Annotated in this window: 20 protein-coding genes; 16 read left to right on the top strand and 4 right to left on the bottom strand. The window is 67.5% G+C overall.

Annotated features, from left to right (window positions below):
- The first annotated feature begins 72 nt into the window (after positions 1 to 72).
- The 7 genes from E3T42_RS07635 (at position 73) to E3T42_RS07610 (ending at position 3,754) form a co-directional block, all read left to right on the top strand.
- Positions 73 to 762, top strand: a complete 690-nt coding sequence (locus E3T42_RS07635) for a hypothetical protein (protein ID WP_134366495.1) — start codon at positions 73 to 75, stop codon at positions 760 to 762.
- Between the two features lie 33 nt (positions 763 to 795).
- Complete coding sequence (locus E3T42_RS07630; RefSeq protein WP_134366496.1) at positions 796 to 1,008, top strand: hypothetical protein; 213 nt, start codon at positions 796 to 798, stop codon at positions 1,006 to 1,008.
- A 5-nt stretch (positions 1,009 to 1,013) separates the two neighbouring features.
- Positions 1,014 to 1,706 (top strand): DUF2306 domain-containing protein, encoded by a 693-nt coding sequence (locus E3T42_RS07625; RefSeq protein WP_134402759.1) that lies wholly within the window; start codon positions 1,014 to 1,016, stop codon positions 1,704 to 1,706.
- A complete protein-coding gene (locus E3T42_RS17025; protein WP_198417467.1) occupies positions 1,703 to 2,080 on the top strand; it encodes an alcohol dehydrogenase catalytic domain-containing protein in 378 nt (125 codons plus the stop codon). Before E3T42_RS07625 ends, E3T42_RS17025 begins: the two co-directional genes overlap by 4 nt.
- A gap of 45 nt (positions 2,081 to 2,125) precedes the next feature.
- Positions 2,126 to 2,725: an NAD(P)-dependent alcohol dehydrogenase gene (locus E3T42_RS17020; protein WP_198416907.1), complete on the top strand. Its 600-nt coding sequence runs from the start codon at positions 2,126 to 2,128 to the stop codon at positions 2,723 to 2,725.
- Positions 2,726 to 2,895: 170 nt separating this feature from the next.
- Complete coding sequence (locus E3T42_RS07615; RefSeq protein WP_134402758.1) at positions 2,896 to 3,168, top strand: DUF2277 domain-containing protein; 273 nt, start codon at positions 2,896 to 2,898, stop codon at positions 3,166 to 3,168.
- Positions 3,169 to 3,367: 199 nt separating this feature from the next.
- On the top strand, positions 3,368 to 3,754 hold the full coding sequence (locus tag E3T42_RS07610) for a hypothetical protein (protein WP_198418097.1): 387 nt from the start codon (positions 3,368 to 3,370) through the stop codon (positions 3,752 to 3,754).
- Positions 3,755 to 3,778: 24 nt separating this feature from the next.
- Here E3T42_RS07610 and E3T42_RS07605 read toward each other — a convergent pair whose 3' ends face one another.
- Together E3T42_RS07605 and ychF are read right to left on the bottom strand one after the other, a co-directional pair.
- Entirely contained in the window at positions 3,779 to 4,558 is a 780-nt protein-coding gene (locus E3T42_RS07605) for an SDR family oxidoreductase (protein WP_241975910.1), read from the bottom strand.
- Positions 4,559 to 5,317: 759 nt separating this feature from the next.
- Entirely contained in the window at positions 5,318 to 6,391 is a 1,074-nt protein-coding gene (gene ychF, locus E3T42_RS07600; RefSeq protein ID WP_134366499.1) for a redox-regulated ATPase YchF, read from the bottom strand.
- An 83-nt stretch (positions 6,392 to 6,474) separates the two neighbouring features.
- Here ychF and E3T42_RS07595 point away from each other — a divergent pair, with 83 nt between their 5' ends.
- Both E3T42_RS07595 and rmuC read left to right on the top strand, forming a co-directional pair.
- On the top strand, positions 6,475 to 7,092 hold the full coding sequence (locus E3T42_RS07595; RefSeq protein WP_134366500.1) for an exonuclease domain-containing protein: 618 nt from the start codon (positions 6,475 to 6,477) through the stop codon (positions 7,090 to 7,092).
- 89 nt (positions 7,093 to 7,181) lie between these two features.
- Positions 7,182 to 8,519 (top strand): DNA recombination protein RmuC, encoded by a 1,338-nt coding sequence (rmuC, locus tag E3T42_RS07590; RefSeq protein WP_134402756.1) that lies wholly within the window; start codon positions 7,182 to 7,184, stop codon positions 8,517 to 8,519.
- Between the two features lie 101 nt (positions 8,520 to 8,620).
- Here rmuC and glpX read toward each other — a convergent pair whose 3' ends face one another.
- Positions 8,621 to 9,553: a class II fructose-bisphosphatase gene (gene glpX / locus E3T42_RS07585; RefSeq protein ID WP_241975912.1), complete on the bottom strand. Its 933-nt coding sequence runs from the start codon at positions 9,551 to 9,553 to the stop codon at positions 8,621 to 8,623.
- Between the two features lie 246 nt (positions 9,554 to 9,799).
- Between glpX and fbaA the strand changes: the two genes are divergently transcribed.
- The 3 genes from fbaA (at position 9,800) to E3T42_RS07570 (ending at position 11,965) form a co-directional block, all read left to right on the top strand.
- On the top strand, positions 9,800 to 10,825 hold the full coding sequence (gene fbaA, locus E3T42_RS07580) for a class II fructose-bisphosphate aldolase (protein ID WP_134366503.1): 1,026 nt from the start codon (positions 9,800 to 9,802) through the stop codon (positions 10,823 to 10,825).
- Between the two features lie 6 nt (positions 10,826 to 10,831).
- Complete coding sequence (locus E3T42_RS17280) at positions 10,832 to 11,407, top strand: DUF6264 family protein (RefSeq protein ID WP_370261991.1); 576 nt, start codon at positions 10,832 to 10,834, stop codon at positions 11,405 to 11,407.
- A 129-nt stretch (positions 11,408 to 11,536) separates the two neighbouring features.
- On the top strand, positions 11,537 to 11,965 hold the full coding sequence (locus tag E3T42_RS07570; protein WP_134366505.1) for a VOC family protein: 429 nt from the start codon (positions 11,537 to 11,539) through the stop codon (positions 11,963 to 11,965).
- Between the two features lie 18 nt (positions 11,966 to 11,983).
- Here E3T42_RS07570 and E3T42_RS07565 read toward each other — a convergent pair whose 3' ends face one another.
- Entirely contained in the window at positions 11,984 to 13,024 is a 1,041-nt protein-coding gene (locus E3T42_RS07565) for a 4-hydroxy-3-methylbut-2-enyl diphosphate reductase (RefSeq protein ID WP_134366532.1), read from the bottom strand.
- Positions 13,025 to 13,114: 90 nt separating this feature from the next.
- Here E3T42_RS07565 and xseA point away from each other — a divergent pair, with 90 nt between their 5' ends.
- Genes xseA through E3T42_RS07545 form a run of 4 tightly spaced genes read left to right on the top strand, consistent with a single transcriptional unit; the run spans position 13,115 to position 15,883 of the window.
- Positions 13,115 to 14,359 (top strand): exodeoxyribonuclease VII large subunit, encoded by a 1,245-nt coding sequence (gene xseA / locus E3T42_RS07560; RefSeq protein WP_134402755.1) that lies wholly within the window; start codon positions 13,115 to 13,117, stop codon positions 14,357 to 14,359.
- Positions 14,347 to 14,589: an exodeoxyribonuclease VII small subunit gene (locus E3T42_RS07555; protein WP_198416031.1), complete on the top strand. Its 243-nt coding sequence runs from the start codon at positions 14,347 to 14,349 to the stop codon at positions 14,587 to 14,589. The genes xseA and E3T42_RS07555 overlap by 13 nt, the downstream gene beginning before the upstream one ends.
- Positions 14,586 to 15,245, top strand: a complete 660-nt coding sequence (locus E3T42_RS07550) for a DUF4245 domain-containing protein (RefSeq protein WP_160141013.1) — start codon at positions 14,586 to 14,588, stop codon at positions 15,243 to 15,245. The genes E3T42_RS07555 and E3T42_RS07550 overlap by 4 nt, the downstream gene beginning before the upstream one ends.
- Positions 15,242 to 15,883, top strand: a complete 642-nt coding sequence (locus tag E3T42_RS07545) for a carbonic anhydrase (RefSeq protein ID WP_134366509.1) — start codon at positions 15,242 to 15,244, stop codon at positions 15,881 to 15,883. Before E3T42_RS07550 ends, E3T42_RS07545 begins: the two co-directional genes overlap by 4 nt.
- The last annotated feature ends 20 nt before the right edge of the window (positions 15,884 to 15,903 follow it).

The raw sequence follows: 15,903 nt of genomic DNA, 5'->3' as shown, positions 1-15,903 counted from the left end.
ATCACATGTCTCCGTAGATTCGGGTCGTTCTCAGGTAGTGGCCTGGGGCACTCAGAACGAAGGAGAGCAATCATGATCACAACGTCCACCCTCACCCGGGCGGCCGCCGTCGCCGCCGCCGTGTCGGGTCTGCTCTACATCGTCATCCAGTTCATCCATCCCGCCGACGAGGTCGCCTCCCTCACCACCCAGATGTGGGTGAGCGTTCACAGTCTCAGTTTCGCGATGGCCATCCTCGGCCCGATCGGCCTCACGGGCATCTACCTGCGCCAGGTGCGAGAATTCGGGCTGCTCGGCCTGATCGGATACGCGCTGTTCGCACTGTTCTTCATCCTGCAATCCGCCTTTGTCTTCGCCGAGGCGTTCATCGCGCCCCTGGTCGCGGCGGACGCACCGCAGTTCGCCGAGGACTTCGTCGGACTCTTCGGCCGGCACCCGGCCGTGACCGACCTCGGCCCCCTCGCCGCACTCCCCCTGGTCGGAGCCGCCGTCTACGTCATCGGCGCGATCGTGTTCGGGATCGCCGTCCTCCGTGCCCGGGTGCTGTCGCGCGGCGCCGGCATCCTTCTCATTGCCGCCGCGGCGGTGACGCCCGTCGCGGGCGCGCTGCTTCCGCACACGCTCGAACGGATGGCCGCCATCCCGATGGGCCTGGCCCTGATCTGGCTCGGCTACTCTCTGTGGTCGGACCAGCGCAGGATCGCAGGCCGGACGGCTCCCACCGGGCACGGCACCCGACTCGACCGCACGCCGGCGGTCTGACCGGACGCGGGTCTGTGCAAGAGGAGGAGAGCGATGACTGAAGTCGATTGGTATGAGATTCGCCTCCGGGGGCAGCTCGACGGGTCCTGGAGCGACTGGTTCGGGGGCTTCACCCTCACCAGCGAAAGCGATGGAACAACCACCCTCACAGGCCCGGTCATCGATCAGGCCGCGCTGCACGGGCTGCTGCGACGGGTCGGAAACCTGGGCGTGACACTGATCTCGGTCAACATTCTGAGGAGCTGAAAACCATGACGAAAGACACCCGGAGCCCTCGAGGCCAGTGGCCGGCCCCCACCGGATTGATCCTCCTCTCCCTCATCCCGCTGCTCGCCGGTGCTGCGCGACTCACCGAGCTGACGGGCGGAGCCGCCTCGACTCCGCAGAACGCCCGTTTTCTCGACTCCCCCGTACCGGTCGTGACGCACATCGTGAGCGTGACCGTGTTCAGCCTGCTCGGAGCGTTCCAGTTCGTCCCGGCTCTGCGGCGCCGCAGGGTAGCCTGGCATCGTCTCGCCGGACGCATCCTCATTCCCGCCGGCCTGCCGGCGGCGCTCTCCGGCATGTGGATGGCGGCCTTCTACCCGCACCCGCCCGGGGACGGCGCGATTCTGGTGGTTCTTCGGTTGGTCTTCGGGGCCGCGATGGTGGCGGGCCTCGGACTGGGGATTCGAGGCATCGTGCGTCGAGATTTCGTCCAGCACGGCGCCTGGATGACCCGCGCCTACGCGATCGGGGTCGGGGCGGGCACCCAGGCCCTCGTCCTGATCCCGCAATCGATGATCTTCGGCTCAACCGACGAGCTGTCCCGGGCCGTGTTCATGGGTGCCGCCTGGGTGATCAATCTCTCGGTGGCCGAGTACGTCATCCGTCGCCGTGCCCGGCCGGCACGAAATGCAGTCCGACCATCAACAACCGCATCACTACTCAAGGAGTCGACATGAAGTCACAACCAGCCACTCGCACTCACGCTCAGGATGCCCGGATGCGAGCCGCCGTCTATCGCCGGTTCGGGTCCCCGGAGGTGGTGCACATCGAGGAGGTCCCCAAACCTCTGCCGGGGCCGGACGAGGTGCTCGTCCAGGTTCACGCGAGCACGGTGAGCGCCGCCGACCACCGGGCCCGGGGACGCACCGTCCCAAAAGGGCTCGGACTGATGAGCGCGCTCGCGCTCGGCGTCTTCCGCCCTCGCACGCGGGTCCTGGGCATGGATGTCGCCGGCGTCGTGGAAGCGGTGGGAGCGGACGTCGCGTCGTTCACACCCGGCGACGAGGTGATCGCGATGCTCGGCGGCAGGTTCGGCGGGCACGCCGAATAAGTCTGCGTCCCACAGAGCGGCGCGATCACGGCGAAGCCGCGGAACATGACCTTCGAGGAAGCCGTGACAGTCGTGTTCGGGGGAATCACCGCCCGTGCCTTCCTGAACCGGGCCGCCCTCGCACCGGGTGGCACCGTCCTCGTCAACGGCGCGTCCGGCGCCGTGGGCACCGCGGCGGTGCAGCTCGCCGCGGAACTTGGGGCGCGCGTCACGGGCGTGTGCGGCGGCGGCAACCGGGAATTGGTGACCTCGCTCGGCGCGGACCGGGTGATCGACTATGCCGAGGAGGATTTCCTCGCCGAGGGCCGGTCCTACGACGTCATCATGGACTGCGTCGGGAACCTTCCCTTCGAGCGGGCCGCGGCGTGCCTCAATCCCGGCGGCGCCCTGCTGCTCGTCATTTCCGACCTGCAGGGAATTCTCCTGGCGTCCCGGCGCAGCAGGAAGAGCGGGAAGCTCGTCACCGCGGGCAACGTCGACTACACGGCCGAAGACCTGGCGTTGCTGGTCGACCTCGCCGAGTCGGGCCGGTTCAGGGCGGTCATCGACCGAACCTACGACCTTGCCGATGTCGCCCTGGCCCACCGCCACGTCGACACGGGGCACAAGAAGGGCAACGTGGTGCTGCGGGTCGCGGCCGGTTGATCGGAGCGGATCGCAGTCTTCTTGTGGTCCCGCTCCCCTCGACTTCGACGGTTCCGGTCGACTTCGACAGGTACGCCTGTCGAAGTCGACCGGAACTGACGATTTCGGCGGTCGCGACGGTCCCGGAACTGCGGGGTGACGGCTCCGGGTCGGTTGGCTATTCTGGATGCATGTGCCGGAACATCCATACGCTGCATAATTTTGAGCCGGCGGCCACCGACGATGAGGTACACGCGGCCGCCCTGCAATTCGTGCGCAAGATCAGCGGATCCACGAAGCCCTCCAACGCCAATGCCGAGGCGTTCAACCGGGCTGTCGAGGAGATCGCCCACATCTCGAGGCACCTGCTCGAGGACCTGGTGAGCACGGCTCCGCCCAAAAACCGCGAAATCGAGGCGGACAAGGCGAAGGCCCGCTCGGCGAAACGGTTCGCCGCCGCTTAACAGCTCGGCAGGGAGGTTCCGCGGGAGGCGACGAGCGGCCCGCCGTCCTGGCCCTCTCGAGCTTGCCAAACGATGAGAACGAGGGCACACTCCCCCACTGTGCGATACAGCCCCATCCGGTTGGATCGCCGTCGTCGAAGGAGCGGAGCATCATGGCCTCGGATAAGCACACACACACAGCATCCACATCGACGCGCCCGTGGCGAAGGTCTTCCACTACGTCGAGGATCCGGCGCACTTCGTCGGCGCGATGCCGGAGGAGGACCACAGCACCCTGGGGGCGGTGCAACGGACGCCCGAAGGGGCGGTGGTCAGCTACGAGATCAAGTACCGCGAACTCGGCATGCACCTCACCGCCGTCGTCACCAGAGAGGAGTATGTGGTCAACGAGCGCATCGTGGACCATTCCTCGATGGGCCCGATCTTCACCATCTCCGTCGAGGCCGACGACAGCGGAACGTCGCTCACAGCCAGCTGGGACTCCTCCACGCTGATGAAGATGATCGACGCGGTCTTCTTCCACGGGGACAGGGACATCGAGCGCGCCCTCGCCACCTACAAGCTCGAGATCGAGGCCCTGGCCTGAGCCGACCCCAACAGCGGAGTGCCCCTACTCCCTGCCGTCCTCGAGCGGGATGAGCATCGTTCGAAAGGGACCGGCAACGGCGTGGAGGTCCCAAATGCGATCGGCGACGCCGTCGATGCCATTGTCAAGCTGAAGCTGAGGAATCCCTCCCGGGATCACGAGTTGGCTGACACGGACTCCCTCACCCTCGAGTGCGTCGTGGAGCATCTCACCGTAGGCGCTCTCGGCCGGGAAGGCGACCGATGTACCTGCGAAGTCAGCGCGGGCCTTCACCGAGGTTCCGCCGTTGATCATGATGATGCTGCCGCTTCCTGCCTGCCGCATGGCCGGGAGCACCGTACGCACCGCGTGAATGAGCCCGAGAGCCGAGAACTGCAATGCCTCCAAAGCCAGTTCCGGAGACATCTCCAGCACCGGCTTCAGGTAGTCACGCGACGGGAGCGGACTGTACTGCAACGTATTGATGGGTCCCAGCTCTGCCGCGGCACGCGCAAGGGCATCTTCAAGCGCCGCCGGTACTCGGACATCCGCAGCGTAACCACTCACGGTGAAGCCGGCGGCAGTGAGCTCCGCAGCCATGGAGTCCAGCTTCGACTGGTTCCTCGAGATCAGGGCGATTGAGAAGCCCTCGCGCCCGAACCTTCGCGCAACTGCAGCTCCGAGTCCCGGTCCAGCTCCGATGATGGCGATGACAGGCACGGTGGTCTCCTTCGAGTGATGATGTTGTGGTGTCTGGAGTGAGGTCAGATTGGACGACAGCCCTTCGGGATCACGCAGCTGAGCAAATTCGCTGACGCGAAGCAAATACTGAGAGCTCCTGCGAGAGGTAGGCGCGGGCCCCCTCCGACCTGCCCGAGCCTAGACGTTGAAACGGAACTCCACCATGTTCCGTCACCGAAAGACGCGTGGAGCCCTGTGAAGTGTGGCTAATTCAGGAAAATCATCCGGCTGAGACTGGATCCACTGAGAAAGACCGGCCTGGCGGCATCCCCGGCTGACGGATCTCCTGAGTAAGCCACACACCCACGTGTCAGATTGCGTCGCGGGAGGCTCGCCGCGAATGTCCTGCACCGGATGTTCCGCCGGGAGTGCTGGCCGCCGAGGGCGACGGATGCGGTTGAGTTCGGCTGGTACGCCTGCCGAAGTCGACCGAAACTGTCGATCTCGACGAGACTCCCCACCGCTGGCCGAGGCGGACCTGCCGCTCGGGCCAGCCCCACGCGCTACTACCGCGAGATACACGTTGAAGCGGAACTCCACCACGTCGCCGAAAGACGCGTGGAGCCCTGAGAAGTGTGGCTAATTCAGGAATATCATCCGGCTGAGACTGGATCCACTGAGAAAGACGAGCCTGACGGCATCCCCGGCCGACGGATCTCCTGAGTCAGCCACACACCCACGGCGCCGGATTCTGCCGCGGGAGGCTCACCGCGAATTTTCATCCGCGCGGTGCTCCGCTGAGACGCTGCCAGCCGAGTTCGCCCTTTGCGGTCGAGATCGTCCAGCACACAGGGTGAACTGGACCGGAACTGTCGATCTCGGCCGCGAGCCGCAGAGGGCGAGCTAGACGTTGAAACGGAACTCCACCACGTCGCCGTCCTGCATGATGTATTCCTTGCCCTCGATCCGGGCCTTGCCCTTCGAGCGGGCCTCCGCCACCGAGCCGGCGTCCATCAGGTCCTCGAAGGAGAAGATCTCCGCCTTGATGAAGCCCTTCTGGAAGTCGGTGTGGATGACTCCGGCGGCCTGCGGGGCGGTCCAGCCCTTATGGATGGTCCAGGCCCGCGTTTCCTTGGGGCCCGCGGTCAGGTAGGTCTGCAGGCCGAGCGTGTCGAAGCCGATGCGGGCGAGCTGGTCGAGTCCGCTCTCGGCCTGGCCGGTCGACGCGAGCATCTCGGCGGCGTCCTCGGCGTCGAGCTCGCTGAGTTCGGACTCGAGCTTCGCGTCGAGGAACACGGCGTTGGCCGGGGCCACCAGCGCGGCCAGCACGGCGAGCTTCTCGGCATCCTGCAGCACCGCTTCGTCGACGTTGAACACGTAGATGAACGGCTTGGCGGTGAGCAGGCCCAGTTCACGGATCGGCTCGATGTCGAGCGTGGCGGACGACAATGGCGCTCCGGCGTCGAGGATCGCCTGCGCTTTGAGGGCGGTCTCCAGCACGATCGGGGGAAGCTTGCGGCCCTTGACCTCTTTCTCGAAGCGGGACACCGCCTTCTCGAGGGTCTGCAGGTCGGCGAGGATGAGCTCGGTGTTGATGGTCTCCATGTCGCCGGCCGGGTTCACGGCGCCGTCGACGTGCACCACGTCGGGGTCGGCGAAGCCACGGATAACCTGCGCGATGGCGTCGGCCTCACGGATGTTGGCGAGGAACTTGTTGCCGAGCCCCTCCCCCTCGCTGGCGCCGCGCACGATCCCGGCGATGTCGACGAAGGACACCGGGGCGGGCAGCAGGCGTTCGCTGCCGAAGACCGAGGCCAGCTTGGCCAGGCGGTGGTCGGGCAGGTTGACGATGCCCACGTTCGGCTCGATGGTGGCGAACGGGTAGTTCGCCGCGAGCACGTTGTTCTTGGTCAACGCGTTGAAGAGGGTGGACTTGCCGACATTGGGCAGTCCGACGATTGCAATAGTAAGAGCCACGAGAGTCCATCGTACCGGGTGTGTCCCCGGCCCCGTCGAGCCGACCGGGACGGGCTGTCAGCGGCCCGTGAAATGATGATGCGGTGCCAGTCAACTTCACCGCCATCGATTTCGAGACCGCCAACTCCTCCAGCGCTTCGGCGTGCTCGGTCGGGCTGGTGAAGGTTCGAGACGGAAAAGTCGTCGACAAGATCGCCTGGTTCATCAAACCGGCGGTCGGGCACGACGCTTTCCTGGCCTGGAACATCAAGATCCACGGCATCCGGCCGACGGATGTCGTGGACGCGGCCACGTGGGCCGAGCAGCTCCCCGACCTGGTCGCCTTCGCCGACGGCGACCACCTCGTCGCCCACAACGCCGGCTTCGACCTGGGAGTCATCAAGACATCCTCCACGGTCGCCGGCCTGTCGGTCCCGGACTTCAACTACGTCTGCAGCCTCCAGGTGGCCCGCCGCACCTACCATCTCGACTCGTACCGCCTGCCCGTCGCGGCGATGGCGGCCGGTTTCGAAGGCTTCGCCCACCACGACGCCCTCGCCGACGCGGAGGCCTGCGCCGCCATCATGGTGCACGCGGCCGGGCGGCACGAGGCAGACACCCTCGAAGATCTGGCCCGCATCACCGGGGTGAACATCGGCGCGATCGGGCCGGTCGCCACGAAGGAGAAGGCCGCGACGCACGGCCCGATGGCGCTCAGTTAGGTCCCTCCTCCCCTGCGCGCCGAGGCCGCGTCGAGGCCCTCCAGCCGCCGTGTCGAGGTCGTGTCGGTGGTCACTGGCAGAGTGGAGCCATGGATTCCTGGTTCCCTCTTCTCCTCGGTATTGTCATCGGCGCCCTCCTCGGCGCCCTGGTCGCGATCGTCGCCGGTCAGCGGTGCCGCGCTGCCTCAGTGAACGCTTCAGCGGGCGACGACCCGGCCGTGATCGAGGCCCGTCACCAGGTGGCGCTGGTCGAGGCGCGCTCCCGAGAGGCCGCCGTCCAATCGCTGCTCCGGGAAGAACTCGCCTCGGTGCACGCCACGGCCGACGCCCTGCGCGGGCAGGTCGTCGACGCCGGGCGGCAGTACCGCGAGCTGCTCCAACGGCAGCAGGGTGACCAGGACGCTGAGGCCGTGCGGCAGAAGCAGGAGAGCAAGGTGTTGCAGGCCCTGGCCCCGGTCAAGGAGAGCCTGCAGGACATGCAGCAGAAGGTGTTCGAGCTGGAGGCCCAGCGCAGCCTGCAGCACGGCGAGTTGAGCCAACAGCTGCGGTCCGCCACAGAGTCGGAGGAACGTCTGCGCAGCACCGCGGAGGCGCTCGCGTCCGCCCTGCGCGCCAACAACACCCGCGGGGTCTGGGGCGAGACCCAGCTGCGCAGCGTGGTGGAGGCGGCGGGCCTGATCGAGCGGGTCGACTTCGACCTGCAGTCGAGCATCAACTCGGATGCCGGCGCGGGTCGCCCCGACATGGTGGTGCACCTGCCCGGGGGGAAAAACATCGCCGTCGACGCCAAAGTGCCGTTCACGGCGTTCCTGGAGGCCAGCCAGATTCCGGTCACCGCCACCGGCGCCCTGGGCGCGCAACGGGCCGCGTACATGAAGGCGCACGTCAAGGCCGTGCGCGACCACATCACCGCCCTCGGCAGTAAGGCCTACTGGCAGGGCCTGGAGGCCTCGCCGGAGATCGTGATCGCCTTCATCCCGAGCGAATCCCTCGTTTCGTCTGCGTTGGAGGCCGACCCGTCGATCATGGAGTTCGCCTTCTCCAAGCGGGTCGCCCTGGCTTCCCCCGTGACCCTGTGGTCGGTCTTGAAGACGGTGGCGTTCAGCTGGCAGCAGGATGTGCTCACCCATGACGCCAAGGTCCTGTTCGACCTCAGCCGGGAGCTCTACGCCCGCCTGGCCACCACGGCCACCCACATCGAGAAACTCGGCCGGTCGATCGAGCGCACCGTCAAGGACTACAACGGCTTCGTCGGCTCGATGGAGCGCCAGGTGCTGCCCACGGCCCGCAAGCTCAGCGCGCTGGACGAGTCGAAGGTGCTGGCGCCGCTGGTCGGCATCGAAGAGGCCCCTCGGGAGCTGGCCGCCTGGGAGTTCGTGACGGAGCTCCAGTCGGCCGAACTGGAGGCCGCCGAGAATCGCCCTTAACGCCGAGAATCGCCGTCGGAACGGCGATTCTCAGCGTATTGGGCGACACTCGGCGGCGACCTCAGCGGGTCAGCGTGCCGAGCGAGCCCCGCGCCCGGTGGCTAGAGCCACTTGGAGGCGAGGTGCTCCGCGACCACGCGGCGGGTGGTGCCCGACTTGGCGCGCAGCACAATGCTCTCGGTGCGGATGATCGGGCCCTGGCGGCGCACGCCGTCGACGAGTCCGCCATCCGTCACGCCGGTCGCCACGAAGAACGTGTTGTCACCGCTGACCATGTCATCGAGTTCGAGCAGCTTGTCCACGTCGAGCCCGGCCGCGACCGCGCCCGCGCGCTCGGCGGTATCCTTCGGTGCGAGGCGTCCCTGCATGTAGCCGCCGATCGCCTTGAGCGCGCAGGCCGTGGTGATGCCCTCGGGGCTGCCGCCGATGCCGACGCACATGTCGATCCGGGTTTCCCAGCGGGCCGCGTTGATGCCGCCGGCGACGTCGCCGTCGCTCATCAGCCGGGTGCCGGCGCCGGCGCTGCGAATCTGGTCGATCAGTTCGGCGTGGCGGGGACGGTCGAGCACCGCGATGACCATTTCGCCGACCGGCTTGCCGGTGGCTCGGGACAGCTCACGGATGTTGTCGCCGATCGGTGCGTCGAGGCTGACGACTCCGCGGCCGGCGCCGCCGGTGACGATCTTGTCCATGTAGAAGACGGATGACGCGTCGAGCATGGTGCCGCGGGAGGAGACCGCGATCACGGAAAGGGCGTTCTGGCGGCCGGCGGCGGTGAGGCTCGTGCCGTCGATCGGGTCGACCGCGATGTCGCAGTGCGGGCCGGTGCCGTTGCCGACGCGTTCACCGTTGAAGAGCATGGGGGCTTCGTCTTTTTCACCCTCGCCGATGACGATGAGGCCGTCGAAATTGACGGTGCCGAGGAAGACGCGCATGGCGTCGACGGCCGCCTTGTCGGCGGCGTTCTTGTCACCGCGACCGATGAACGGAACCGCACGGATTGCGGCAGCCTCTGTCGCTCGCACCAGCTCCATGGCCAGGTTGCGGTCGGGGTGCGTGAAATTGAGGGCGATTTCGGGGCTGTTCACAGATGGTCCTTCCCGGACGAAGAGTGCGGCAGTGGCAAGACCCATCTTTGGGCCGGCATCGGTGATACCGGTGCTGCCTCCTTCAGCCTAGCGCCCGCTCCCCGCGCACCGCCTCTTCCGGCGCTGGCACGTCCGGGTACCCATCTCGGTAGGATGAGAGAACCGAAACGGTTCAACCGAGGAGACTCAACAATGCCCATCGCTTCCCCAGACCAGTACGCCGAGATGCTCAGCAAGGCCAAGACGAAGGGGTTCGCTTACCCGGCGTTCAACGTTTCGTCCTCGCAAAGCATTAATGCTGTCCTTCAGGGCCTGACCGAATCCGGCTCAGACGGCATTATCCAGGTCACCACCGGTGGCGCAGATTATTTCGCCGGCCACACGGTCAAGAACCGCGCATCCGGTGCGCTCGCCATGGCTCACTTCGTGCAGTCCGTCGCCGACAATTATCCCGTCACCGTCGCCCTGCACACCGACCACTGCCCCAAGGGCGCCCTTGAAGACTTCGTGCTGCCGCTCATCAGCGCCTCCGAAGAAGAGGTCAAGGCCGGCCGCAACCCGATCTTCCAGTCGCACATGTGGGACGGTTCCGCCATCGCTCTCCCCGAGAACCTGGAAATCGCCAAGGACATCCTCAAGCGCACCCAGGCGATCAACGCGATCCTCGAGGTCGAGATCGGCGCCGTCGGCGGCGAAGAGGATGGCGTCGAAGGCGACATCAACGAGAACCTGTACACGACCCTCGATGACGCACTCGCCATGATCGACGCCCTCGGCATGGGCGAGAACGGCCGCTACATGGCCGCGCTCACCTTCGGCAACGTGCACGGCGTCTACAAGCCCGGCAATGTCAAGCTGCGCCCGGAGCTGCTTAAGGAGATCCAGGACGGCATCGCCGCCAAGCTCGGCACCGGCCCGAAGCCGCTCGACCTCGTCTTCCACGGCGGCTCGGGCTCAACCGACGCCGAGATCGCCGAGGCCGTCGCCAACGGCGTCGTGAAGATGAACATCGACACCGACACACAGTACGCGTTCACGCGCGCGGTTGCCGGCTACATGCTCAAGAACTACGACGCCGTGCTCAAGGTTGACGGCGAAGTCGGCAACAAGAAGGTCTACGACCCCCGCGCCTGGGGCAAAGTTGCCGAGACGGCCATGGCCGCCCGCGTGTCCGAAGCCACCCGCCAGCTCGGTTCCGCCGGCCAGTCGAACAGCTAGCACCGAATGACGATGGCCGAGAATCCCCTGTCGACTCCTTCGGGAACCCCTCCGGAGGATTCCCGGCCACGTCCCCGGTACGGCGAGCTTGCGCCCGAAGGCTGGAGTTGGACTCCCGCCCCGGATGAGCGCACGCTCCCCGCACCGGCAGTCGCACCGGCTGCCGCCCCGGCTGCCGGCCCGGGTTCCCCGGAAAAACCCGCCGGGCCCTTCCGCGGCGGCAAGACGCCGGCCTGGGACCGCCCCGTGACCCTGAGCCTGCTCGTCTTCGGGCTCCTGGCGACGATCTTCTTCATCGGTGCCCTGAGCGGGCTCCCCGACGCGTTCAAGATCCTCTACGAGCAGCGAGACCTGGGCACATACACACCGGACGACGCCATCCCGGGCCTGATCGTGGCCGGGAGCATCGCCGAAGCCCTGATCTGGCTCGCCACCGCCGTCGGCTCGATCCTGATGACGGTGCGCGGCAAGCGGGCCTTCTACCTGCCCCTGATCGGCGGGGTCGTGTCCTTCACCGTGCTCATCGTCATCGTGAGCGTGGCTCTGACCACCGACCCGACCCTGCTCAACCTGAAGCCGTAACGCTCAGCCGCTGAGCGGTTCGGCCGCCCAGACGTTCAGCCGCACGAATCGTGTGCATGACACGGTCACCGTGGATGTGACGGTCGACGCCTCCTTGCGCGCACCGGCCACCGTTCCTAGCCTGAACGCATGAACGATGAGACCGTACCGATACCGCCCGTCCTCCAACTGCGCCTGGTCGTCGAGGCGGCAGACTACGACGCCGCCGTGCGCTTCTACCGTGACGCTCTCGGCCTCACCGAGGCGGAGTCCTTCGAGGACGAGAGCGGGGCCCGCGGCATGGTCCTCGACGCCGGCCGGGCGACCCCGGAGCTGCACAATCCAGCCCAGCGGCGGATGGTCGACGATCTCGAGACCGACGGCAACCCGAGCGGGCACATCCGTGTGGCCTTCGAGGTCTCCGACGCGGCCGGCAAGACCCGGCAGCTCACGGATGCCGGCGCCGCGTTGATCGCCTCGCCGCGGGTCACCCCGTGGCAGTCACTCAACTCTCGCCTGCAGGGGCCGGCCGACCTGACCGTGACCCTCTTTCAGGAGCTGGAGTTCCAGACCGGCTGAGGGGCCCCGTCAGGCTGCCTATTCGGGCCGGCTGACCCGCCCGCCGAGCGCGCGCGCATCCGCGTTGCCGGCCAGGTCCTTGCGGAGTTCCTTGGGCAGGGAGAACAGGAGGTCCTCCTCGGCCGTCTTGACCTCCTCGACGTCGCCGTAGCCGGCTTCGGCGAGGTCGGCGAGCACCTCGTGCACGAGCTCGTCCGGAACGGATGCCCCGCTCGTCACCCCGACGGTGACGACGCCGTCGAGCCACTCCTGCTTGATCTCGCTGGCGTAGTCGATCCGGTAGGCGGCCTGGGCGCCGTACTCGAGCGCCACCTCCACCAGACGCACCGAGTTGGACGAGTTCGCGGAACCGACGACGATGACGAGGTCGGAGTCGCGGGCTACCTTCTTGATCGCTACCTGGCGGTTCTGGGTGGCGTAGCAGATGTCGTCGCTGGGCGGGTCCTGCAGATTAGGGAACCGGGCGCGCAGGCGTCGAACGGTCTCCATGGTCTCGTCCACGCTCAGGGTGGTCTGGGACAGCCAGACGACCCTGTCCGGGTCGCGCACCTCGATGGTGTCGGCCTCGTCGGGGCTGCCCACGAGCGTGGTGTGCTCCGGCGCCTCGCCGGCGGTGCCCTCGACCTCTTCGTGGCCTGCATGGCCGATCAGGAGGATCTGGAAGTCGTCGCGGGCGAACCGCACGGCCTCGCGGTGCACCTTGGTGACCAGCGGGCAGGTGGCGTCGATGGCGAGGAGTCCACGGTCGGCCGCGGCGTTCACCACGGCCGGCGAGACGCCGTGGGCGCTGAAAACGATATGGGAGCCGGCGGGCACCTCGTCGACTTCCTCGACGAAGATGGCGCCCTTCTTCTCCAGCTCGGAGACCACGTGCACGTTGTGCACGATCTGCTTGCGCACGTAGACCGGGGCCCCGTACAGCTCGAGCGCCTTCTCGACGGCGATCACGGCACGGTCCACGCCGGCGCAGTAACCGCGGGGGGCGGCCAGCAGCACCCGCTTGTGTCCGTGCACCGGGGTATCGTTGAGCCTGTTGCGTGCCCGGGGAATCCGGGGCATGCCGAGGCCGATCACAGGCGAATCCGTACTGATAGTCACGCCATCCAGTCTATGGGTGCCCGACTGCACAGTCCGTGGGAGGAACGATTGATGACGGATGCACCGCCCACCCTGGAGACCCCGTGGCCGGTCGCGCTGCTGGCCAACAAGATCCGCGGCTACATCGACCGGCTCGGCACCGCCTGGGTGGAGGGCGAGATCGTCCAGTGGGGCGCCAGCGGCGGCAACGTCTACGGCAAGCTGAAAGACCTCACCGAGGACGCCACGGTCAGCTTCACGGTCTGGTCGTCGGTGCGCGCGAAGCTCACCAGCGACTTCAAGCAGGGCGACCGTGTCATCGCCCTCGTCAAACCCAACTTCTGGGTCAAGGGCGGCACCCTCACCATGCAGGTGTTCGAGATGCGCCATGTGGGCCTGGGCGACATGCTGGAGCGGCTCGAGCGGTTGCGCAAACAGCTGGCCGGCGAGGGGCTCTTCGACGCCGCCCGCAAGAAGCCGCTGCCCTTCCTCCCCCACTGCATCGGGCTGGTCACCGGCAAAGACTCCGACGCGGAGAAAGACGTCATCCGCAACGCCCAGCTGCGCTGGCCGGCCGTCAGCTTCCACCTCGCCTACGCGGCCGTGCAGGGCGACCGCATGGTCGCCGAGGTGACAGCGGCCATCCAGAGGCTCGACGCCGACCCGGAGGTCGACGTGATCATCGTCGCCCGCGGCGGCGGCGACTTCCAGAACCTGCTCGGCTTCAGCGACGAGAGACTGGTTCGCGCGGCGGCCGCCTGCGTCACCCCACTGGTCAGCGCGATCGGGCACGAGGCCGACCGGCCGCTGCTGGACGAGGTGGCCGACCTGCGTGCCTCGACGCCCACGGATGCCGCCAAGCGCGTGGTTCCCGACGTGTCCGACGAACTGAACCGGGTACAGCAGGCCCGTGCCCGCCTCAGCAACCGGCTCACCGGCATCCTCGCTCATGAGGTCGACCGGATCGGGCAGCTCCGGTCCCGCCCCGTGCTCAGCACCCCCGAGTGGCTGATCGATTCCCGCTCAGAGGACCTCACCCGTTTCGTCGCGCGCGGCACCGAGCTGGTCGGCCGGGCGGTCGAGCGCGCAGGCACCACGGTGCTCGAGCTGCGATCCCGGCTGCGCGCCCTCTCGCCCCAGGGCACCCTTGACCGCGGGTATGCCATCGTGCAGCTGGCGGACGGGCGGATCGTGCGCGCACCCGGCCAGGCGCCCGCCGGCACCGCGCTCCTGATCACCCTCGCCGAGGGGAACCTGCGCGCCACCGCGGGCGCCGCCCCGTCCGCCCCTCCCCTCGACTTAGAATGGAAGCCATGACCCCGGCAGCAGATGACATCACAGCCCTGAGTTACGAACAGGCCAGGGACGAACTCGTGCGCGTGGTGAACGCCCTCGAGCAGGGTTCATCGACGCTCGAAGAATCCCTCGCGCTCTGGGAGCGCGGCGAGGCCCTCGCCCGTCGCTGCGAGGAATGGCTGATCGGCGCGAAGGCCAGGCTGGACGCCGCCCGGGCCGGCCAGGCCCCGTCCGCCGCGACCGCCGGATGAGCGCCGCCAGGCGCGCTCCCCGCGTCGTCGCCGAACTCGGACGCCCCGAGACGCCGGAAGAGACGAAGAGCAGGCTGGCCGAGAATTCGCGCAAGTACCGGTCTCACAAGACCGTGAACAACCTGGTGCTGTCGCTGCTGGCCACACTCGGCACGGTGCTCGTGCTCGTGCTGCTGGTTCCGCGCAGCGAGGCTCCGATCGACCGCCCCGTCGACTTCGCCACGGTCGCCGCCCAGGCTCAGACCGGGCTCGACCAGACCCTGATCGTGCCGAAACTGCCCACCGGCTGGAAGGCGAATGCGGCCCAGTGGCGCCTCGGCGGCACCGACAGGATCCCGTCCTGGTACATCGGCCTGCTCACCCCGGGCAAGGAGTTCATCGGCCTCACCCAGGGCCTCGACGCGAACCCGAGCTGGCTCGCCGAGAAGCTGGACAACGCGCCGGTCGTCGACACCGTCACCATCAACGGGGTCACCTGGGACGTCTACCGCAACACCGCGCCGGAGCAGGATCACGGCAACTTCGATTCCGCCCTCGTGACCACCACCGCGGGCAGCACCTACGTTCTGGTCGGCACGGCCGGCGAAGACGAATTCGCGGCCCTCGCCGAGGTACTCGCCGCGCAGATCAGCACCAACACCGGAGGAACACAATGACCGGCAAATCCACTCCGGCCGAGGTCTGGAGCGACCTGCAGCGGGGCAACGACCGCTTTGTGGGGGGCGAGCCGCGGCATCCGCGCCAGGACGTCGACCGCCGTGCCGAACTCGCCTTCGTGCAGACCCCCGATGCGGCCCTGTTCGGGTGCAGCGACTCGAGACTGGCCGCCGAGATCATCTTCGACAAGGGTCTGGGCGACCTGTTCGTCGTGCGGAACGCCGGCCAGGTCATCTCCGACTCCGTGCTCGGCTCGCTCGAATACGCCGTCGCCGTGCTGGAGGTGCCGCTGATCCTCGTGCTCGGACACGACGGCTGCGGCGCCGTGCGGGCCGCGATCGATTCGCAGTCCGCCGACGCGGTCGCCCTGCCCGTGCACATCACGAAGATCATCGAGAAGATCGTGCCCGCCGTGCGCCGCGTCAGCGGGGCGACGGATGCGACGCCGATCGACCCGGATCACGTCGACGCCCTCGCGGTGGGTCGCGAGCACCTGCGCGACACCGTTGCCGAACTGCTGGAGCGCTCGGAGGTGATCAGCGCCGCCGTCGCAGAAGGTACATTGGCTATCGTCGGGGCTAATTACCGGCTGCTCGAAGGCCGTGCCGTGCCCGACATCGTCGTCGGCGTGGTCTAGGTCGACGTGTCCAGCCGCGC

The sequence above is a fragment of the Cryobacterium sp. TMT4-10 genome, assembly GCF_004403275.1.
Classification (GTDB): Bacteria; Actinomycetota; Actinomycetes; order Actinomycetales; family Microbacteriaceae; genus Cryobacterium; species Cryobacterium shii.
The sequence above is the reverse complement of the archived record's forward strand: the minus strand, read 5'-3'. Positions and strand labels throughout refer to the sequence as shown.